Here is a 21,165-nt window from a genome sequence, read left to right on the forward strand (position 1 = left end):
CTCGAGGCACGATGGATTGCTTTTAGTCAGGTAGGCAAAGTCTCGGAATGTACCGTTGAACTTTGGGTTGAAGCGGGTGTTACGGGCAAGTACGTAACAGTTACGAAGGATCGTAACGCCCGGTCCGGCAGCGCTAGCGACTGGTTGGTAAATCGGCGTCGAACGCCGGATTGAGATCGGGGAGTTCATTGGCCGGCACCGGCTCGTCGTCGAAGATTTGCTCGAGCCAGCGGCTTCTGGCTTTGCCAAGGCCGGCTCTAAGCGGCAGGAGATTCGGCTTCTGCGCCGCGTCCTGCTGGTCTCGATAAAGCGACTGCTGGTGGTTGGCGAAGGCGGCCCTTGTCTCCGGGTCGGCGAAGCGATCGAGCCACTGGGTCATTGGAACATTCCCCGTCTTGCGCGACCATGCGTCGATCGCCGCCTCGAACCGCTCTGCGTCGCCGCTGCGGCATCCCTCGTCGACGCGATGGAAAGCCGTTGCCTCGGACTGCGCCTTGCGCGTCCGTATTTCGTCAAACCATGCCTGGATACGGCCGGCCATAACGGCGGCAAAGTGGATCAGGAGCGCCAGTGCCACCACCACCAGGCCTGCGCCGACCCACCACTGCCAGTCGAATGGCGCATTCTCCGGCGGCGGGTGCGGCGGGGCAAGGGCGGTCGCATCTGCAGGTGCTGCCACAACCGAAACCTTGGCCAACGGCGCTTCGGCCGTTTGCGTCTTGCCGCGCGACGGATTGAACCACTGCAGGCTGATTGCGGGGATCGTGTAGGTCCCGGCTTTCGCGAAGACATAGGTGGCCGTGTCCTTGCGGACGCCGCCCAGGAACACGCCGCGATCCGACCTATGCTCGGAGAGCAAGGGGTCGTGGACATAGACTTTGACACCCGCCGGTGCTTCGAAGGACGGCTCCGGGATCATCATCGCCGCCAGTCCATCCGCTTCGACGGTAACGGTGCGAACCAGAGCGTCGCCGGCACGCAGGCTTGCCGGATCACGATCAAAGACCTGCGTGATCGTCACTTTCGCGGCGGTGACGCCGGCCTTGCCGTCAGCGCCGCCGGGTACCGCCGTCACTGTCAGCCGCAGCGTCGGCAATTTCACCCGTCCTTGCGTGGTTTCGCCGGGAACGGCCGCATAACCGAACGGGATATCGACAGGCGGCAAAGTGTAGTCTCCCGCCGCCTGCGGGGCGATGACGTAGGTCTTGCGGATACCGGAGAAATCGACACCATCGATTGTCTCGTTGAGGTTCAGACCGCGATCGTCTGGCATCGTCACGATCGTGCCGGGAAGGTCGAACAGCGGAAACTGTGGCGGCGACAGAAAGTAGTTCGGCGCGAAAACGTCGACGTCGACCTCAACCTGCTGTCCGGCGTAGATCGTTCCCTTGGTGGCGAGCGTGGCGCGGGCGAATGGATCGGCTGCCAGCGCGACGTTCGCCAGCGACAGCCAGAGCGCGAAAATCCCCAGGAGAATCGCGTAGATGCGAAGCTTCATGGTTTCGCATCCTTCGCTTCGATCGCGAACTTCCTTGCCAGCAGATCGGCCGGGGAAACCTGGATATTACGCATCCACATCTCGGCGGTTTGCGGCGCTCCCGCCACCGTGCCCTCCTTGCCCTTCTTGCCCTTGTCGTCGAACTGGATCTGATCCGGATCGAGCCCGGCCGCCTCCTGCTGGGCATCCTGATCCTGCTTGTGCTTGTCTGCCTTGCGTTTCTCGGCCACTGCCAGGTTCTGCCTGGCTTCGGGCCAGTCTGGGCGGCGTTTGAGCGCCTGCTGGTAGGCGGCAATCGCCTCCTCAGCCTTGTCGAGATGCATCAGGGCGTTGCCCTGGTTATAGTAGCTTTCGGCCGTATCGCCCTGCGCAAAGGCATCGATGGCATCCTGATAGCGTCCGATACGAAAGAGGGCGACGCCCTGCCAGGCCGGGTCCTGGAAATCGCCGGCCGCTCCCTGGAAATCGCCGCGATCGATGGCCCGCTGGCCCTGCTGGTCCGGGGTGAACCAGAGATCGGCAAAGCTGCGATCGGCTGCCTCGGCCTTTACCCCTGGCAGCACCGTGCCGACGGCTATCAGATAGACCGCCCAACGGACTGTCCAGCCGCGGCGGAACCACAACGCGGCAAGGAGTGCGATCGGGATGGTCAGCCACCAGCCGGCATCGTACCAGCGCGTCAGGCCTTCGGCGGTCTTTTGCGCGAAGCTGCTCTGGATCCGCCTGATGATCCAGCGCACGTCGCTATCGTCGGGCGTGACTGTTGCGACCTGCGCTTTCGACGCCGCCTGCAATGCTTTCAGCGCATCGACGTCGAGTTTGGCACGGACCCGCGCACCCGTCGCGTCGGTGAGGAACTGGCCATCGGCCGTCTTCACCGGGCCGCCATCGGCGGTGCCGATGCCGAGCACCATCAGGTCGTTGCGGCCCTGATATCGCGCAAAGGCGTCGAATGCCGTGCGCTCGACGCCATCGGTCATGAACAGGATCGTGCCCGGTACGGTCTCGCTGGAAAGCGCATCCTCGGCGACCTGCAGCGCCCTGCCGGTGTCTCGGCCGGTTACCGGCATGATGCTCGGCGAGAGGGCGGCCAGATAGGTCTTGATGAGGTTTGCATCGTCGGTGAGCGGCAGCACCATGTGTGCTGTGCCGGCATAGGCAAATAGGGCAGTACGCGCGCCCTTTCGCAGAGAAAGGATATCCTGCACCTTCAACTTGGCTCGCTCGAGCCGCGTCGGCGAGACATCAGTGGCGTTCATCGTTTCGGTCAGGTCGATCGCGATCGCCAGCGGCGCCGTATCCTCGACGAAGGGCGGCTTTTCACGCTGCCATGTCGGCCCGGCAGCCGCAATCGCGGCGATCGCGATCAGCACGGCCGTCAGGTGAACAGGTTGCAGCCGTCGCCTTCCGCCTTTCTCGATCAGCAGGTGGTCGAGAAGATGTGGCGCGATCATGCCCTGCCATTGTGAGCGCACGTCGGTGCGACGGCCGATCAACATCACAAGCAGGGGCGCCGCCAGCAGCGCCAGCAGCCAGAGCGGCCTGAGGAAATGGAAGTCGGCGATCATGCTCCCGCCTCCCTTTCGCGACGCCGGTCTGCGCGGGCCGACAGCAGCCACATGATTGCGTGATAGACGAGGACGAGGATCAACGCCGCGCCCAGCGGATAGTGGAACAGTTCGATGCGCGGCCGCCAGGACAGGGTCTTCTGGTTTTCCGGCGTCAACTGATCGAGAAGCTCGTAGATATTCTGCAGCGAGGCCTGGTCCTGGCCGAAGAAATATCGTCCATGTGTCGCCGTCGCGATCTGTTGCAGGACTGACGTGTCGAGCTTCTGTTCCCCTTGCGCATTGGGATCGCCGATGCCGACCGTGTGGATGACGATGTGTTTTTCGGCGGCAATGCCGGCGGCCTTGTCGGGCGGCATCTTGCTCGCGGTGTCGTTGCCATCGGTCAGTAGGATCAGCACCTTGTCCGGTGCCGTGCTTTGGTCGAACATCTTGATCGCAAGGCCGATCGCATCGCCGATCGCGGTGCGTGGACCCGCCATTCCCGGCAGGCTGTCGGCCAGCATCGCCTTGACCGTCTTGTGGTCGAGCGTGAACGGCACGAGCGGGTAGGGGGCATCGCCAAAGGCGATGAGGCCGAGACGGTCTTCGGGGCGCTTGTCGATAAAATCGGCGACGACCGTGTGCACGGCATCGACCCGGGCCTGCAGATTGCCGGCCGGATCGTGAAAGTCGCGCGTGTCCATCGATTGCGACAGGTCGATTGCCAGCATGAGATCGCGTTGCGGTTCGGTCTTTTCGATCGGCGGCTCGATATATTGCGGCCGCGCCAGTGCCAGTACGATCAGGCCCCAGCAGATCGGCGCAATCAGCTTCTGCCCAAAGTTCGACTTGGGCACGACCGATCCTTCGGTCGCGCCGATGCCCGCCGCTGCGGTGATGTCCTTGAAAAATGGGATCCGGACCGCCGCCGATTGCTCGCGATAGGCCGGAAGCAGCCACCAGATGACGGCCGGAAGTGGCAGCAGGACGAGCAGCCAGGAATGATCAAGGACGTACATGGTGCGCCTCGATCCAATATCGTGCCGCCGCAACATGGGCTTTCGCTTCGGCCTCGGGAACAGATGCCAAAACCACCGGCCCGCGGTACTCAGCCTCTTCGAAGAAATGCGCCGCGGTTGTGGGAAAGACTGGGCCACCGGAATGGGCGTCGAGGAAGCCGGTCCAGCCCTTGCCGCTCAGATTGGCGATCGTCTCGCGTGGCCAGACCGCAAGCGCGGTGCGCTTGAGAAGGGCGGGCAGGGCAGCGAGCGCATCGCCACGTGTTTGAGCAGCACCAATGCGCTGTTCTATCTGGCGAAGCTCGCCAAGCGCCTCGCGGCGGTAACGATTGAGCTCGCGGTGGCGATACCAGCGCCGGAGCGCGAAGGCGATTGCCAGCAGAACAAGTCCGGCGAGTACCGCCCAGGCCCAGGTCTGCGGCAGCATCGAGACGGGCGGTGGCAAGGCGATATCGGCAAGGCCGCGGAGCGCGGCAGCGAGGCCGGGATCGACCGCTGGCGTGGTCCCTTCCATCGCTACCGTCTCCGCTGACGCCAGGCCAACTGGCCGAGCATGGTGCGCAATTGCGGTGCAATCTCTTCCGCCGAGGAAATCGGCAGCATCGGCAGCCCCAGGTCCTCCTGCCATGCCTGAAGCGCGCGGCCGCGCTTGCGCGCGAAGCTGTCGATCGCCTCGCGGACGTTTGCATGACCGAATTGAAGCTCTGCCTGTTGCGCGCCGCCGCTGACGACGATGTCGCCCTTGCGCGGCAATTCCAGCATGAAGGGGTCGTAGATCAGGATGGCGATCACGTCATTATGGGCAGAGAGCTTGAGCAGCATGTCGCGCGTTTCCAGACCATGCCCGTCGAAATCGCTGATGACGATGATCAGATGGTCATGTTTGGCGATGTTGGCAACGGCCGAAAGCACGAGGTCCAGTTGCTCGTCGCCTCTTGCAACCTTGGAGGTTGCGGTGAGTGCGGTGTTGTGGCGAACGATGACGTCGGCAAACCGAATGACGGCCTCGCGGCTGCGATAGGGCCTGATCTCGTCGACGGTCTCATCTCCGAATACAAAGCCGCCGACCCGATCGCCAAGCGCCGTGATGCGCCAGGCGCAAAGGGCGGCCACTTCCGCCGCGGCAACCGACTTCATGGCGCGACGGCTGCCGAAGAACATGTTGATGCGCTGGTCGACGATCACAAGCGCCGGCCGATCCTTCTCCTCGTCATAAACCCGCACGACCGGTTTGCCGGTCCGCGCCGTCACCCTCCAATCGATGGTGCGGATATCGTCGCCAGGCAGGTATTCGCGAAGCTCCTCGAAGGAAAGCCCACGACCACGCATGCGCGATTCATGGCGTCCTGCCAGCAATCGCCGGACCGGCGCCTTACGCAGGAAGGTCAGGTCACGGGCTGTCGCCTCAAGGCCGACCAGTTCGTCGACGGAGGTGTAAGCGCCCGATGCCTCCACCTTCGGAGGATGGGCAATGCCTTTCGACCGGGCGAATGCGGACAGGGATATTGCCATCGGGCCTCTCCATCTCTCAGGCGACAGCGACCTGCTGCACGATCCGGTCTATGACCTGGTTGGCCGTCGTGCCGCCCGCATGGGCTTCATAGGAGAGGACGAGCCGGTGGCGGAAGACGTCGTGCACAGTCGCCTGCACGTCATCCGGCGTCACGAAGTCTCTTCCCTTCAGCCAGGCATGGGCGCGCGAGACCTTGTCGAGACCGATGACGCCGCGCGGACTGATGCCCACCTGGATCCATTTGGCCACGTCCTTGTCGAGCTTGTCCGGGTAACGTGTCGCCATAACCAGGGCTACGATATAGTCCTCGATCGCGCTCGAGACGGTCACTGCCGAGATTTCCTTGCGTGCCGTAAACACCGCATCCTGAGCCAGCTTTTCGTTGGACTTCACTTTCGAGGCGGCAGCCGTTTCTTCCGACCGCACCAGCCGCATGATCTCGGCCTCCGATTTGGCGTCGGGATAATCGACCTGGATGTGCATGAGGAAACGATCGAGCTGCGCCTCAGGCAAGGGGTAGGTGCCTTCCTGCTCGATCGGGTTTTGCGTTGCCATCACCATGAAGAGGTCGGGAAGCTCGTGACTGTCGCCACCGACAGTCACTTGCCGCTCCTCCATCGCCTCGAGCAGGGCGGACTGCACTTTCGCCGGTGCGCGGTTGACTTCGTCGGCAAGGATGAGATTGGCGAAGATCGGGCCTTGCTGAAAGCGGAACTCGCCCTTGCCGCCTTCGGTGAAATAGACCTCCGAGCCGGTGATGTCGGAGGGCAAAAGGTCCGGTGTGAACTGGATGCGTGACAGCTCGGCGTCGAGGTTCTTCGCCATGCTCTTGATGGCCCGCGTCTTGGCAAGCCCGGGCAGGCCTTCGACCAGCAGATGGCCGTTGCTCAGGAGACCGAGTAGCAGGCGTTCGATCATGCCCTGTTGACCAACGATGGCTTCGCCGATCCGCTTGCCGAGCTGTTCGATGTCGTCACGTGTACCCATTGAGATTTAGCCCCTCCCGCCGGCCCGGCGGCGCCAACCCTTGTGAACTCTCATTTGTGAACTCTGAGGGAGATTAAGGTTACATGCGGCCCGTTGGAAAGAACGTAACAGTAACGAAGCGGGCGATTGTGGTTCTCGATCAATCCACGGGCGGGGCAAACGGGCCCGAATTCGATTCGTGCGCCGTCGTAACAGTTACGTACTTTGGAGTCGGAAAGTTTGCGTCTAGACTTCGGGCTATCAGGATGGACGCGACATCCGCCCGGGAGATCGAAGCCGCATGCAAACACTATCCACAAGGCCGACCCTCGACGAAACGCCAATGGCGATCAGCGCGCGCGAGCCGATCTGGATCGAAGGCGGCACCTTCACGATGGGGTCCGACCATCATTACCCCGAAGAGAAACCGGCTCACCCGGTGAAGGTCGACGGATTCTGGATCGACGTCACGCCTGTCACCAACCGGCAGTTTGGTGCATTCGTCGAGGCGACCGGCTACGTCACCGTTGCCGAGAAGGCGCCTGACCCGAAGGAATACCCGGGTGCACTGCCGGAAATGATGCGGCCGGGGTCGGTGATTTTCGATCCGCCGAAGCGCGTCACCAGCCGTGACCCCTCGCAATGGTGGAACTTCAAGTTCGGTGCCGACTGGAAAAGGCCATATGGCCGGCAGAGCAACATTCGCGGCAAGCTCGACCATCCCGCCGTGCAGATTTCCTATGTCGATGCCATGGCCTATGCGAAATGGGCCGGCAAGGATCTGCCGACGGAAGCCGAGTGGGAGTTCGCCGCCAAGGGCGGCCTGAATGACGCGGAATATGCGTGGGGCGCCGAACTTGTTCCGGAGGGCCGCTTCATGGCCAACACCTGGCACGGTGCCTTCCCGACCGAGAACCTGCGCCCTGACGGCTTCGAGCGCACGTCGCCGGTCGCCAGCTTCCCGCCCAGCGGCTATGGCCTTTACGACATGATCGGCAATGTCTGGGAATGGACAAGCGACTACTGGTCGAGCAACCACCCGGAGCCTGCGCAAAAAAGCTGCTGCATCCCCTCCAATCCGCGCGGCGGCGGCGCTGAGGCAAGCTACGACCCACGGCAGCCGGAGATCCTGATCGCGCGGCGGGTGGTGAAGGGCGGATCGCATCTCTGCGCGCCGAACTATTGCCGTCGCTACCGCCCCGCGGCCCGTCACGCGCATGAGGAAAATGCGGCAACGACCCATATCGGCTTTCGCTGCATTCGCCGGCCGTAGACGTCTAACACCGACAGTCTTGTTTCAGTTGAGGAGGACACCCGATGATTTTGAGGGCAGGAGAGTTCGCGTCGATTGATGTGGATACGCATCGGAAGGGCTGGTGGCGGACCTTTATGGGAGTTGCGGCATCATTCGCATTGATGCTGGCCGCGCCGGCGCTTGTGGTGGCCGCTGATGCACCTCCGGCTGGCCTTCCTTCCTGGAACGACGGTGAGGCGAAATCGGCAATCATCGACTTCGTGACGCGGGTGACGACCGAAGGCGGCCCTGATTATGTCACTGAAGTGGACCGTATCGCCGTGTTTGACAACGACGGTACGCTCTGGACCGAGCAGCCGATGTATTTCCAGGGCATGTTCATCAACGATCGCATCAAGGCTATGGCCCCGGATCACCCGGAATGGAAGGACAAGGAGCCGTTCGCATCGCTGCTGAAGGGCGACATTGCCGGCGTGGCTGCGGCCGGCGAGAAAGGTCTTGTCGAGCTCGCGATGGCGACACATGCAGGGATGACGACGGACGAATTCACGAAGATCGTCAAGGATTGGTTCGCAACCGCGAAACACCCGCGTTTCGACCGGCCCTATAACGAGATTACCTACCTGCCGATGAGGGAGGTATTGGATTATCTGCGGGAAAACGGCTTCAAGACCTATATCGTTTCGGGCGGCGGCATCGAATTCATGCGGCCGATGACCGAGCAGATGTACGGGATACCGCCGGAACAGGTTGTCGGCAGCACCATAACCACCAAGTATGAACTTCAAGGTGACACCCCGGTGCTCATGCGCGAACCGAAGGTGGATTTCATCGACGATGGCCCCGGCAAGCCGGTCGGCATCAACAAGTTCATTGGTCGCCGCCCGATCTTTGTCGCCGGCAATTCCGACGGCGACTACGAGATGCTGCGGTGGGTTACCTCTGGCGCAGGGCCGAGCTTCGGGATGATCGTGCACCACACCGACGACGAGCGGGAATGGGCCTATGACCGCCAGTCGCATGTCGGCAAGCTCGACAAGGCGATGAACGAGGCGGAGCAGCGGAAATGGCTTCTCATCGACATGAAAGCCGACTGGAACAGGATCTACGCGTTCGAGAAATAGACAGTGTGCCGGGGACATCACTCGCCGCCAGCACGGCCGCGAGGGATGTCAATTATACCCGCTATTTCGATGTAAGCTGCGTGAAGGCGATGCCATCGATGTGGCCGCCTTTCAGCCGATAGACAAGCATTTGCATGACCGTCGTGTTCTGTTCGCCCTGTTGCTGGTGGGTGTAACGCACCATGCCTTGCTTCGGAGCTGCGCCGAAGCGTTCCTCCAGGGCTTCCGTGCCGTCCATCAAGGTCGGAACCGGCAGCAACAGCGGCGCGAGCGCAACGGTTGGGGTGTCACATTTATCGGCTTCGTCGGCAACTTCTTCGGTGGAGATGAATGTCACCGGTTTCTGGGCGGGCGTGGCTGCGTCAGATCTGTCGTTCGCGACGAACCAGATCCGCCGCGGCAGATCTCCGGTCGCAAGCTCGTAGCACAGCCAGCCGACCGTTATGCCCTCCACCGTCCGGCTGCGGATATTGCCTCCGAACGTGGCCTTGACCTCGTCGAGTGTCGTCTTCTCGAGCGTGATCGCAAGCGAGCCGGCATTGATGAGATTGTTGAAAGGCGTCTCGAACTGGAGTGTCTGCGCTGTCGCCGTCAGCCCACCAAGGACGAGTGAGGGCAGGCCGCTCAATTTGTCGTCGCTTGCCGCAAGCTCGGTGCTCAGCAGCGTCAGGCCGGTCGCGGCGATCCCTGCAGAAAGGAACGCTACCAAACGTCCGCAATGAGATGTCTTGTCCAAGGATCGCATGGAAATCTCTCCGTTGTACTCAGCACGCGATACGGCCTGTCGCCGAATGTCATCGCGGGCATTCTAAGCATCGCAGTATTCCGCATCGAAGTACGTAACAGTTACAATCGGCGATGAACCGCTGTGGAGAAGCGCAATATGTCAGCTGTGTCACCCCGTGGAAGCCAACTGTAGCGCAATGCCCATGCCAAGCAAGCCGTCGCGATTACGGTAAGCTGCACGTCGTTGGCCTGTGGAGTGGCGGTTGCGATTAACGTGCCCTGGCCTGGCTATCAATGCCGGATCCGACGAGGTGTCATCGGTGCGTTTTCGGGGTCTGGATCGCTTCGCCGTCAAGCCCGCGGCGGCAATGTTACTGTTACGTACTTCCGGAAACGGACGGTTCCTGCGATTTTGCGGGGGCAGGAGAGGGATAGGCAGAAGTTGGTCGTCTGCCTGACCCGAGGTTGCATCCGTCAGGTAGGCATATCTCAACGAGACGCTGGCAATCAGAGTACCGGTGGCATTCCGGATCTGTACTGAGGCGCGCGAACGCTATTTTCGCGCGCAGGCGTGGCATGAAGCATCGATCGTCGTTCAAGCGGATAGAGCGCTATGCCCAACGAAGCCAAGCAACGGGGACTTTTGAAGCTGATGCTCAAGCTTCCGGTGTTGCGCGGCCAGTTGCAACTGCTGAGCGCCAAGAACATGCCGCTCGCCAGCCTTTGCGAGGCATATGACGAGGCAACCTCCATGCTGGATCGACAGCGTCGGCGTGATCCGCAGGATGCGTCGATGGTGGCGGAGTACGAGCTGATCTGTCTAGAGATCGAAGAAGAAGTGATTTCCATCTGCCTCTCCAGTGCAAGCAGTGAATCTAATCCATAGTGATCAGTTGTTCGTTGGTCTGGAATTTTCGGTTTCTATCACGCAGCCCCTATAATCTTATTGGATTTCCAGTTCACTGGCCGTTTCATTTTGGGGCTGCGGCATTTGTTAGAAAAATGTTTTGTGACTGCCCGACATTTCTCTTTCCGCTCCCGGCTCTGTGATCTAGAGTTCACCTCGCATTTGCACTCTCTCTCGGGTTGTAGGTAAATGGGGGCGCGCTATGAACACAAGAGAAGACGCGGACCGAGCGGCTTACTGCCCAGTTGCCGAGCGCCCGGCGCGAGCCGAACTCGACCGTATGTTGGGCGACCCGCGCTTTCATGGGACAGAGCGACACCGCAAGCTCTTGCGATACCTGGTTGACGAGTTCTTCGCCGGTCGTTCAGCCTCGGTGAAGGCCTATACAATCGCGATCGATGTCTTCGCCCGGCCGAGTTCCTTCGACCCGGCGACCGATCCGATCGTGCGCGTCGAGGCGTCGCGGCTTCGAGCGGCCCTGGCACAATATTACGAGGCGCTTGGCGATGAAGCCGCCTTGCGCATCGAACTGCCCAAGGGCAACTACGTCCCGCTCTTCGTCAGGGCTGACGGAAAGCCGTCGCAAGCCGCCCTCGCTCCACCGACGATAGCGCCTGATGCCGCCGAGCCACCCCCGCCATCGCCTTCGGCCGTCGCCGTCGGACGCCGCATCTCCATGGCGAATGTTGCCATTGCGAGCGCCGGGGTTTTGGCGATGGCTGCAGCGTTCTACGTTTCGATGGCCGACCATTTCCCGTGGAAACCGATCCTGTCCGAAAAGCCGACCGTCGTTGTCGACGTGCTGCCGCAACGGGTGAAAGACGGCGAAGAGCAGAGGAAGATTGGCGACTATCTGGTGCATGCCCTGTCGCAGTTCTCGTCGGTACGGACGCTGGCGCAGGAGCAGCCTGCCGGCATCGACGTCGCATCGGTGACAGGTTGGGTTGCACCCAGACCGGCTGTCCGCCTTGCCGGCAGCAAGGAATATAGACTGTCGATCAGCTACAGCATGGCGAACGATGCTCACGAGCTCGCCTGGCAGGTGGTGGACCCACAGAGTAGCGAGGCTTTGCGCTCCGGTGTCTCGAAGCTGCCACTAGAGAGCGGTGATGCCCACCAGATTCAACAGACGCTTCTGGTGAGACTTGCGCGCGCACTTGCGGGCGAAGACGGCGTCATCACCAGCCTGGAGGCTGCACGCCAGGTCAGTGCGCCATCCCTCGGTTATGGCTGCGTGTTGCAGGCCGATATGGCTTTGGCACGAACCGACCCCGAAAATCTCGCAAGCGCGCTTGCCTGCCTCGAGCGGTCGCTTGCCTACAATGCAAACGACGCGGATGTATCGGCAAGCCTGGCAATGATCCTGGTGGTGACGGGCGAAGCGGATACTTCGCCGATCGCTGGCAACAGGGCGTTGAAGCTGGCAGACAAGGCAGTCGCGCTCGCCCCCCAGGCAAGCCAGAGCTATGTGGCGCAGATGATGGCGCGCTTTGCGGCGGGGGATACGGAGGCAGCCTTTCTTTCAGGGCAGCGCGCCAGCGCGCTCAATCCGCTGGACGAGGCCATTCCGGCGAGGTTGGGGCTGTTGCAGTACATCTCCGGCCACTGGTCCGAAGGTGTAAGATTGGCGCGGCTGGCGGAGGCGAATGGGGAGTATGTGCATCACGATGCAGCGCTGACGCTGGCGCTCGACGCCTATCGCGGGCGCCGTTACGAGGAGGCCCTGCTTCGTGTGCGCCAGCTTGCAAACACATCGGACCTGGCCGTCAACCTGCTGCGGCTGGCCGTCGCCGGCCAGCTCGGATTGACGCAGGAGGCGGCCAGCGCTCTTGACGAGGTGCGCGCGCCGACGGGACCTGCGGATATTTCGCTTTTGGCGAAACCGGTGACAAGGAGCTATGCGCCGGAACTGGCAGCGATGATCGAAGACGGCCTCGGCAAGGCCGGTATCCGACCGGCCGAAAATCCCTAAAGCGCGTCGCGATCTTTCAGATTCGCTTGCTGCGCTTTAAGTTCTTGTTTCTACGCATGTCGTTATCGCAAAACCGGGGCACACTTTTGCGCGACATGCTCCACTGCATGTTTCCTTAAATCGTACCCGATTTATGGACAAAAACATGCAGCAATTCAAAGCGCTACAGCGACCTTTGCGCGTCTGAAAAGACGCGCGGCGCTGTTGGCGGCGACAAAGCCTGGCCGCCGCGCCAGGCGTTAGTTCTCGTCGGCGACGCGAATGACGAGCTTGCCGAAGTTGTGGCCCTCCAGCAGCCCGATGAAGGCTGTCGGCGCATTATCGAGGCCGTCGACTATGTCTTCCCGGTAGCGGATCTGGCCCGATGTAATCCAACCGGCCATTTCACGATAGAAGTCGGGGCGCTGGTCGACAAATTCCCTTTGGATAAAGCCGCGAATTTGCAGGCTCTTGCTCAAGACGTCACGCATGACGAGGGGCAGGCGGTCGCCGCCCGTCTGTTCGCCGGGGCGGCTGTTGTATTGTGCGATCAATCCGCAGACGGGAATGCGGGCGAAATCATTCAGCAGCGGAAATACCGCATCCCAAACATGTCCGCCGACATTCTCGAAATAGACGTCGATCCCGCCAGGGCAGGCGGCTGCCAGTTGCTCGGGAAAATCGGCTGCGTGGTGATCGATCACCGCGTCAAAGCCGAGTTCGTCGCGAACGAAAGCGCATTTTGCGGCACCCCCTGCGATCCCGACGGCTCGCGCGCCTTTGATGCGGGCGATCTGCCCGACCACCGAACCCACAGCGCCGCTTGCCGCCGCAACCACGACTGTTTCGCCCGGCTTCGGCTTGCCGATCGTCAGCAGGCCGGAAAAGGCGGTAAAGCCGGGCATGCCCAGGACCCCGAGAGCGGTTGACAGCGGGGCCGCCGATGGGTCGAGCTTGCGCAGGGCTGCGCCATCGGAAACGGCGTAAGCCTGCCAGCCGGAATGAGAAAGCACGAAATCGCCCTCGGCGAAATCCGGGTGACGCGAGCGCACGACGCGGGCTACCGTCCCACCCTCCATCACATCGCCGATCTCGACGGGCCTGGCATAGGATTTCCCGGCATTCATGCGACCGCGCATATAGGGATCGAGCGACAGGTAGACGATCTTCAGCAGGACCTGGCCATCGGCAGGTTCCGGGATGGCGGAATGACCGATCCTGAAATTGTCTTGTGTCGGCTTGCCGTCCGGGCGGGAAGCAAGAAGGATCTGGGTGTTTTCGGAGGTCATGGCATTTCCTTTCGCCGCTGGCGCATGCGCTCTGTGGCAGCGTAGCGGGTAAGATGTTTCTGGTTGGCTACCTTCGCGGGCGTCACTCAAGACGGCAAGCCGCGACTTCTGGCCCTAGGCTCGGTGCCGAACTTTCGAAGCTTTGGCCGATAATCGAATATGACAATGGCCCAACCGTTGCCGACGGTTGGGCCATTGAACCCATTGTTGATTTCGCCGGGTTACGCCGCGTCGATCGCCTGCTTCAGGTCGGCGATAATGTCGTCAGGATGCTCGATGCCAACAGACAGTCTGACATAGCCGGGGGTGACACCGGTTCTGAGCTGGTCCACCTCGGAGAGCTGCGAGTGGGTGGTCGTAGCCGGGTGGATCGCCAGCGACCGCGCGTCACCGATGTTGGCGACGTGGTAGAGCAATTGTAGTCCGTCGATGAAGCGGCGTCCGGCCTCGCGTCCCTCCTTCAACTCGAAACCGACCAGTGCACCATAGTGGCCGTTGCGCAGGTATTTCTCGCCGCGTGCCTTGGCGTCGCCGTCCTGAAACTTCGGAAAGATCACACGCGCCACTTTTGGGTGCGCGCGGAGGAAATCCGCGACCTTGATGGCGTTTTCGCTGTGCTGGCGGATGCGCAGCGGCAAGGTTTCCAGCCCCTGAATGAACTGGAACACATTCTGCGGGCTGATGGCAGCGCCGAGGTCGCGCAGGAGAACGGCGCGGGCACGCAAGATATAGGGGTGAAAGTCGATGGCGGCGGCTTTTTCCAGCCAGGTCTTGCCCTGATAGCTCGCATCCGGCTCGTGCAGATTGGGATGGCGCTCGGCGTGTTCGTGCCACGGAAAAGTGCCGCCATCGATGATGGCGCCGCCGATGGAGGTGCCGTGTCCGCCGATATATTTCGTGGTGGAATAGACGACGATAGCGGCCCCGTGATCGAAGGGGCGGATGGTCAGGGGCGCCGCCGTGTTGTCGATAATCAGCGGAATGCCGAACCGACGGCCGATCTCGGCGACTTCGCCGATCGGGAAGACTTCGAGGCTCGGATTGGGAAGCGACTCCGCGTAATAGGCCCGTGTCCTCTCGTCGGTCGCCTTCGCAAATGCCTCCGGATCGGACGCATCGACGAAACGCACCTCGATGCCGAAACTCTTCAGCGTTGAGGCAAAGAGCGCCCAGGTGCCGCCGTAGAGCCCGGCGGCGCTGACGATATTGTCGCCGGATCGAGCAAGATTGAGCACGGCGAAGGCCGACGCCGCCTGGCCGGAGCCAAGCGCGAGGGCGGCGGCACCACCCTCGATTTCGGCGAGGCGCTGTTCGAATGCGTCCTGCGTCGGATTGGACACGCGGGTGTAGAGATGGCCGGCCGCCTCAAGCGCAAACAGCTTGTCTGCGCCATCGGTGCCCGGCAGCTGATAGGACGTCGTCTGGTAGATCGGCACGGCGACGGCGCCGCTCACCGGATCGAAACGGTAGCTGCCGCCATGAAGCGCCAGCGTTTCGGGCTGAAGCGGTCGCGACGTATCGCGCAGGCCGCTCGGAGCCTTGATTTCGACTGCAGGCTCCTCAGGCTTTTGATGGATCGTCATGGATTGCTTCCTTCAGCGTTCGAGTGGTTGCAGTGGGATGGATCAGGCCGGCACCGGCGCCTTCAGCTGCTCGACAAGATCGGCATGGTGGGCAGCGGCGACGTCGGGGTGCGACCTGAGGCGTGATTTCAGGACGTTGCGCCCGACCTCGTGGAACAGCGGGTTGAGCGGGTCCTGCGTCACGCCGCGAACCTCGGCCGCAAGTTCGGGCGGCAGATCGAGCACCGGGATGGTCGAGGCGAGGTTGGCGCCAAGGAAGAAGGCGACCGAGCGGCGATCGCCGCCGGCGGGCGGCGTGATGACGCGGTGGATATTGGCGAGCAGGTAGCCGTTCGATGCCAGTTCCAGCAGTTCACCGACATTGATGACGAAGGTGCCGCGCTTCGGCGGCGCATCGATCCAGCCACCCTTGCCGTCATCGACCTGAAGGCCGCCGACTTCATCCTGAAGCAGGATGGTTACGAAACCGCCGTCCTTGTGTGCGCCGACGCCCTGGTCGCTTTCGGTCTCGTCGCGGCCGGGATAGCGGATGATCTTCAACAGCTGGTTGGGGCCGTCGCGATAGATCGGCTCGAACACGTCGGCGCGCTGTCCGAGCGCCTCGGCGAAAACCTCGATCAGGCGGATGCCAAGTCGGGTCACCGCCTCGATCCAGGCGAGGATCGCCGGCTTCAGTTCGGGCAAGCCGTCCGGAAACTGGTTGGGGCCGACCAAGCGCTTCCACGGTGCATCGTTTGCGTGGATCGCGAGGGGCGCGCGCTCGGGTCCGAAATCCACCTGCTCGCGCCAATCCTGCGTCCCGCGGGTATATTCGAGACCTGCGCGATTGTAGCCGCGAAAGTGCGGCGACTTGCGCATTTCGATCGCCAGCTTGTCCTGTTCCGACAGTGCGAAGAAACGGCGCGAGAGATCGAGGACGCCATCGATCTGTTCCTGCGGGATGCCGTGTCCCTCAAGGTAGAAGAAGCCCACCGAGCGGGCGACGCTGCGCAAGTCTTCAAGCGCCGTCGCCCGCTCGGGATGGTCCGCCGCAAAGCGTTGCAGATCGAGAATGGGCAAGGATGAGTTGGCGTCAGTCAATGGTGGCTCCCTTCATTTTCTAGGCTGCGGCGGGTGGCGATGCCGTCCTCTCCTGTGTGAAGCCGACACGGCGCTGAAATGGCAGGCCGCAGATGCTGAGGGAAGCTTACCTGTCGGCGCCGGTTATTCAATATTGTCTATTGAAAATATAGACTAAATACGGAGCCGCAGGCGCAGAAGCATTTGGGCAACAATCCCATTTGCGAGAATTTCTATTCTGCTCCGGATCGCTGGGGGATCGCCGGCCGTCGCATTGATGCCTCATGACCGGCATTGATCACTGCGATCGCCATGCGCCGGGCGCGGTGGTGGACAAGCGAAAAATGCGACCTCGGCCGTGGTGGAGTGTGGAGTGGGCGGCAGTTCTCTTCAGTCGCATCATTGTGGGAATGGTGTTGGCGTGCTGGGAGCAGCCAATCAGCGGCTGCTCCCGGCGGCTTCGTCAACGCAACGCAAAGCCACCGTCGGGATAGAGTGTCGAGCCGTTCATGAAACCATTCTCCATGAGGTAGATGACGGTATGCGCCACCTCGTCGGTGGTGCCGACCCGTTTCAGCAGCGCGGCCTCGGCGTAGCTCGAGAACGAGGCCTCCCTGATGGCGTCGGGCTGGCGGCGCCATAGGTCGCTATCGATCGTCCCTGGTGAAATGACGTTCACCCGGATCGGCGCCAACTCGACGGCGAGCGCCCGCCCGAGACCTTCGATCGCGGCATTGCAGGCGCCATAGGCGGCACCTTCTGCCGCCGGCCTGACGCTATAGGCGCCCGCCATCAAGGTGACGGACCCGTTCTTGTCGAGATAGGGCAGGGCGTGCTTCACCGCGTAATACTGGCCCCAGAACTTCGATCGGAAGGAGCTTTCGGCGACGTCGTCGGACGCCTTGTCGATTCGGCCGCGCGAATAGGATGCGCCGGGTGTGAAGAGATGATTGATCGGGCCGGATTGTTCGAAGAAACGGCGCAAGGAGTCCTGATCGATATTGTCGACAACGATGGCGCGGCTCTTCGGACCGAGCTTGATCGTTGCGCGCTGCAACCTTTCCGGATCGCGCCCGCCAATGACCACCTCTGCGCCAAGGTCGATGGCGCGCTCGGCAACACGCAGGCCGATACCGGAACTGCCGCCGATGATTGATACTCTCTGCTTTCTCATTCTGTCGGATCCCTGAGATGTGAATGACTGGGTGGCACTATATCCGCGATCAAAAATCGCTTATGAGAACACTTCTCGCAGTACCTGAGATTTAAATTCTGGAGTGTGCCATGCTTCCCGGCGATCATCTCAGTGCTGTCAGGGCCTTCATGCAGGCCTCGCGGTCCTCGAGCTTTTCAGAAGCTGCGGAGCGGCTCGGCCTTTCCACCTCTACGGTGGGCAAGGCGGTTTCGCGGCTCGAGGGGCGGTTGGGCGTGCGGCTCTTCCAGCGCAGCACACGTCACCTTGCGCTGACCGAAGAGGGCAGGGTGTTCCTGGAGGGTTGCGAACGCGCCGCGGCGGAACTGGCCGCCGTCGAGGCGGCGCTCGCCTCGCGCATGGAGGAGCCGGCCGGCCGGCTCAAAGTGAGCTTGCCGGAGCTGCTCGGTCGGCGCATTGCCGCGCCTAGTCTGATCGCGTTGGCAGTCGACTATCCGAAGCTGGAACTCGATATTGCCTTTACCAACCGGCTTGTGGATCTGGTCGAGGAGAATATCGATCTATGCGTGCGCGTCGGCGAGCTCGCTGGTGGGGGTGACCTGATGGTCAGGAAGCTCGGCCAGCAACGCCTGACGGTTTGCGGCGCGCCGGACTATCTGGCAAGGCACGGGACGCCGTCGCGCCCCTCGGAGCTCGCTGCGCATCTCTGCGTAACACAATCCCGAGGGCCTGTAGCCGAGAGCTGGCGGTTTACTGAGTCCGGGCAGACGAGGCACATCAACGTGCGCAGCACCCTCAGCATCGCTGATCACGCATTGATGGCGGACGCCGCCTGCCGTGGACACGGGTTGGTGCAATTGCCGGGCTGGATCGTTGCCGACGCGATCTCAGATGGTCGTCTGGCTCCCGTCCTCGAAGCCTCTGCGCCGACACCTCTTCCCGTCTACGCGCTCTGGCCGCACCGGCTCGGCACGACCCCGCGCTTGCGCATCGCGGTCGACGCATTGGTCGATTGTTTTCGCGATTTCTGAAACGGCGTGGCGGATAAAGCGGTCGCGACGCAAGTCGCCCGGTCCATTCGGTCTTTCTAACCCGAGCATCATTGACTAGGTTTCGGCGATAACCGGGCCCAGATCCCGACGGGCAGATAATGAATGGCTGATACGTCCCACGAAGCGATCGACATCCGGCGAGATGACCTCCTGCGGCGCATCGCAACGGCAGCGGAGCCGATCGTTGTTCTGGACGCCGTTGCGGGCATGGGGAAATCGACGCTGTTGTCTCAGCTGGCGTCGAAGCTTCAATGTCCCATATGGCGATCGGTGCTTCCGCCTGGCGAAGACACCTTCGGCGAGGTGCTGCTCTGGGACGTGCCGTCGGACGTCCATGAGGCCGAAGTTGCTGCCGGCTGGCAGGACGGGGGCCGACGTGTCGTGATTGCCAAACGACCGCGAACCCGGCTTCTCGGCCTCGATCGGGCGATTGCCTATGGCAAGGCGTTCTGCCTCGGTACTGACGACCTCTGCTTCTCGCTCGACGAACTCGAGACGTCTTATGGTAAGACCGAGGCGGCCCGGCTGCTGGCCGAAACGGGAGGATGGCCGTTTCTGGTTGGGCTGCTGGGCCGGCAATCGCGAGACGAGGCGGCGGTCATTCGCTTTCTGGCAGACGATGTCCTGCGCGAAATGGCAGATTCCGAGCTCGTCCAGCTCAGCCTTGCCCAGCAGGCGCCAAAGCCGTTGGCCAGCGCGGAAGAAGCGGTGCCTGCCTATCTGCAGGCAACCGGTATCGGCGGTGTGCTTGCCGCAGCCCTTGACATGGTGCTGGCCGAACGGCTCAAGGATAGCGCCCGCGTACCAGTGATCTCGGCGGCCTATTCCGCGCACGGCATGCAGACGGAAGCGATCCTTGTCTTGCAGCGCGCCGGGCTTCACGAACTGGCAGTTCGCGCCTTCGTTGCGGCCTTCGGGCGGTATTACATCTTTTTCCACGGTTCCGAGGCGTTCGACCGGGTTCTCGCCGGGTTTCCGGCCGAGCTGGCGGCGCAGAACGAAGGCATCGTGACGGCGCTTGCCATGCAGGCGCTGAAGCGCGGCGAGGTCCTGCGCGCGCAGCGGCTGCTTGCCGATTGTTACGGATCGCGCGCCAACAATGTGCTGAAGGTGCTGAGCGACCGTGCAGCGTTCTCGGCGGCCTTCCGCTCCTTCCGGCTGGTGATGCTCATTTACGAGGATGTCGTGCTTGGCGACGACCTGCTGGAGCAATCGACCACGCTTCTGTCGGAATTTCCGCTCGACGCCGATCTGGAGCGCGGCAGCATCTACAATTCGATCCTGGAGTTCTACATCCGGCGACGGCGGTTCGCTGTCGCGCAGGACATCGCCGACCGTGCGCTCTTCCACTATGAGCGTGCTGGCGTGCCGCTCCTGTGTTTCTACATCAACCTGCACCAGGCGATGATGCATCTGATGAGCGGTGACGCGGTGCGGGCGCGCAAGAATGCTGTCGATGCCGCTGAACAGATGTCGCGCGTACCGTTCGACAGCCCCATGGACAAACGACTGCTGGCACTGCTGGAGGCCTGTGTGGAATATGAGGACGGCAAGCCCGAGCCGCTGGCGCGCTTCCTGACCTCCGAGATGGATGATTTCTCGCATGGGGAGATCTGGCCGAGCCTGATCGAATTCGCGCTTCAATACGGCAGCCAGGCGCTGAGCGAGCATTTTTCGATGATTGCGGCACGAGGCTTCCTCGATCGCTGGCGTGCCTATCAGGTCTACAACAGGCAGTTCCGCCTGATGATCGAGGTCCGGGACGCCGTCATTCTTCAAAACGGCAACCGCTGGCAGGAGGCTGCGGAAAAGCTCGCTTCCGTGCAGGCTCGCATCAACAGAACCTGGGTGGAGGCGGCCGTCGACGAACTGACCCGCCTGCAGGACCGCGACGAGATCGCGCTGGCCGTCGTCTGGCTGCGCCACATCGTCTTCGAAATGCCGGGTCGCGTCCATCTCGACCGACAGCTCTCCGCTATGGCCAGCAATCTCAACCTGACCGGCCGTCAGCGATTGTGCATCGAAGTCTGGCAGGCCTATGTCGCCCGCCGCCGGCGCAATCTGACAAGTGCGCGCTCCATCCTGCAGAAGACCTTCGAGAATGCAGCCCGGCTCGGCACCATCGCGCCACTCTCGGAGGAGCGCCAATTCCTGCGCGAGCTGACGGGCGACCGGCGCATCAGCGATTTCCTGCAGACGACGCCCACCGCGCAGCAGATCATGCGGCGCCTGCGCGATACCGGCCTGCCCAACACGACGCTCGGCGAAAAGAATGGCCTGACTCGACGCGAGACGCGTCTGCTGCTGATGATTGCGGAGGGAGCGTCGAACAAGTTCATCGCCCATGCTTTGGGCTTGAGCGAAGCGACGGTGAAATTCCATCTCGGCAATCTCTATCGCAAGCTTGGCTGCGGTCGTCGGCGCGAAGCGATTACCGCGGCAAAGGCACTCGGCGTCATTTCCTGACCAGGTTGCAGCCGGCATGATATGCGCCATTCCTTCGTGGGCCAGAACAAAACC

The 21,165-nt window shown here is 62.1% G+C and carries 17 protein-coding genes; 6 read left to right on the forward strand and 11 right to left on the reverse strand.

The window, feature by feature from the left end:
• Nucleotides 1-133: 133 nt before the first annotated feature.
• From IB264_RS15470 to IB264_RS15495, 6 genes are read right to left on the reverse strand one after another with little or no spacing between them, the layout of a single operon-like run.
• The gene (locus IB264_RS15470; protein ID WP_107027185.1) at nucleotides 134-1,498 is read right to left on the reverse strand and encodes a BatD family protein; all 1,365 of its coding nucleotides are present in this window, start codon (nucleotides 1,496-1,498) and stop codon (nucleotides 134-136) included.
• Nucleotides 1,495-3,066 (reverse strand): VWA domain-containing protein, encoded by a 1,572-nt coding sequence (locus IB264_RS15475; protein ID WP_057211356.1) that lies wholly within the window; start codon nucleotides 3,064-3,066, stop codon nucleotides 1,495-1,497. Before IB264_RS15475 ends, IB264_RS15470 begins: the two co-directional genes overlap by 4 nt.
• Nucleotides 3,063-4,067, reverse strand: a complete 1,005-nt coding sequence (locus IB264_RS15480) for a VWA domain-containing protein (RefSeq protein WP_057211354.1) — start codon at nucleotides 4,065-4,067, stop codon at nucleotides 3,063-3,065. Before IB264_RS15480 ends, IB264_RS15475 begins: the two co-directional genes overlap by 4 nt.
• Nucleotides 4,054-4,581, reverse strand: a complete 528-nt coding sequence (locus IB264_RS15485) for a DUF4381 domain-containing protein (protein ID WP_057211353.1) — start codon at nucleotides 4,579-4,581, stop codon at nucleotides 4,054-4,056. Before IB264_RS15485 ends, IB264_RS15480 begins: the two co-directional genes overlap by 14 nt.
• Before the next feature lie 2 nt (nucleotides 4,582-4,583).
• Nucleotides 4,584-5,579 carry a DUF58 domain-containing protein gene (locus IB264_RS15490; RefSeq protein ID WP_084814332.1) on the reverse strand — a complete coding sequence of 332 codons (996 nt, stop codon included), beginning with the start codon at nucleotides 5,577-5,579 and terminating at the stop codon, nucleotides 4,584-4,586.
• 16 nt (nucleotides 5,580-5,595) lie between these two features.
• Nucleotides 5,596-6,567 carry a MoxR family ATPase gene (locus IB264_RS15495; RefSeq protein WP_057211349.1) on the reverse strand — a complete coding sequence of 324 codons (972 nt, stop codon included), beginning with the start codon at nucleotides 6,565-6,567 and terminating at the stop codon, nucleotides 5,596-5,598.
• A gap of 322 nt (nucleotides 6,568-6,889) precedes the next feature.
• On the opposite strand from IB264_RS15495, the gene IB264_RS15500 reads away from it, so the two are divergent.
• On the forward strand, nucleotides 6,890-7,819 hold the full coding sequence (locus IB264_RS15500) for a formylglycine-generating enzyme family protein (RefSeq protein WP_057211348.1): 930 nt from the start codon (nucleotides 6,890-6,892) through the stop codon (nucleotides 7,817-7,819).
• 143 nt (nucleotides 7,820-7,962) lie between these two features.
• Nucleotides 7,963-8,925, forward strand: coding sequence for an HAD family phosphatase (locus IB264_RS15505; protein ID WP_057211405.1), 963 nt, complete (start codon nucleotides 7,963-7,965; stop codon nucleotides 8,923-8,925).
• A gap of 61 nt (nucleotides 8,926-8,986) precedes the next feature.
• On the opposite strand, the gene IB264_RS15510 is transcribed toward IB264_RS15505, so the two are convergent.
• Nucleotides 8,987-9,670 carry a hypothetical protein gene (locus IB264_RS15510; protein WP_057211346.1) on the reverse strand — a complete coding sequence of 228 codons (684 nt, stop codon included), beginning with the start codon at nucleotides 9,668-9,670 and terminating at the stop codon, nucleotides 8,987-8,989.
• A gap of 594 nt (nucleotides 9,671-10,264) precedes the next feature.
• Here IB264_RS15510 and IB264_RS15515 point away from each other — a divergent pair.
• Nucleotides 10,265-10,537, forward strand: coding sequence for a hypothetical protein (locus tag IB264_RS15515; RefSeq protein ID WP_057211345.1), 273 nt, complete (start codon nucleotides 10,265-10,267; stop codon nucleotides 10,535-10,537).
• A 223-nt stretch (nucleotides 10,538-10,760) separates the two neighbouring features.
• Nucleotides 10,761-12,530 (forward strand): hypothetical protein, encoded by a 1,770-nt coding sequence (locus IB264_RS15520; protein WP_192433733.1) that lies wholly within the window; start codon nucleotides 10,761-10,763, stop codon nucleotides 12,528-12,530.
• Nucleotides 12,531-12,769: 239 nt separating this feature from the next.
• On the opposite strand, the gene IB264_RS15525 is transcribed toward IB264_RS15520, so the two are convergent.
• From IB264_RS15525 to IB264_RS15540, 4 genes are all read right to left on the reverse strand, one after another.
• Entirely contained in the window at nucleotides 12,770-13,798 is a 1,029-nt protein-coding gene (locus tag IB264_RS15525; RefSeq protein WP_192433735.1) for an NADP-dependent oxidoreductase, read from the reverse strand.
• A gap of 221 nt (nucleotides 13,799-14,019) precedes the next feature.
• Complete coding sequence (locus IB264_RS15530) at nucleotides 14,020-15,381, reverse strand: O-acetylhomoserine aminocarboxypropyltransferase/cysteine synthase family protein (protein ID WP_081788924.1); 1,362 nt, start codon at nucleotides 15,379-15,381, stop codon at nucleotides 14,020-14,022.
• A gap of 42 nt (nucleotides 15,382-15,423) precedes the next feature.
• Entirely contained in the window at nucleotides 15,424-16,461 is a 1,038-nt protein-coding gene (locus IB264_RS15535; RefSeq protein WP_192433737.1) for an isopenicillin N synthase family oxygenase, read from the reverse strand.
• A gap of 442 nt (nucleotides 16,462-16,903) precedes the next feature.
• A complete protein-coding gene (locus tag IB264_RS15540; RefSeq protein ID WP_057211337.1) occupies nucleotides 16,904-17,614 on the reverse strand; it encodes an SDR family oxidoreductase in 711 nt (236 codons plus the stop codon).
• A gap of 110 nt (nucleotides 17,615-17,724) precedes the next feature.
• On the opposite strand from IB264_RS15540, the gene IB264_RS15545 reads away from it, so the two are divergent.
• Both IB264_RS15545 and IB264_RS15550 read left to right on the forward strand, forming a co-directional pair.
• The gene (locus tag IB264_RS15545; RefSeq protein ID WP_192433739.1) at nucleotides 17,725-18,624 is read left to right on the forward strand and encodes a LysR family transcriptional regulator; all 900 of its coding nucleotides are present in this window, start codon (nucleotides 17,725-17,727) and stop codon (nucleotides 18,622-18,624) included.
• Nucleotides 18,625-18,747: 123 nt separating this feature from the next.
• Nucleotides 18,748-21,111 (forward strand): LuxR family transcriptional regulator, encoded by a 2,364-nt coding sequence (locus IB264_RS15550; protein ID WP_192433741.1) that lies wholly within the window; start codon nucleotides 18,748-18,750, stop codon nucleotides 21,109-21,111.
• Nucleotides 21,112-21,165: the final 54 nt, after the last annotated feature.

The sequence above is a fragment of the Ensifer sp. ENS11 genome, from assembly GCF_014851895.1.
Taxonomy (GTDB): Bacteria; Pseudomonadota; Alphaproteobacteria; order Rhizobiales; family Rhizobiaceae; genus Ensifer; species Ensifer canadensis.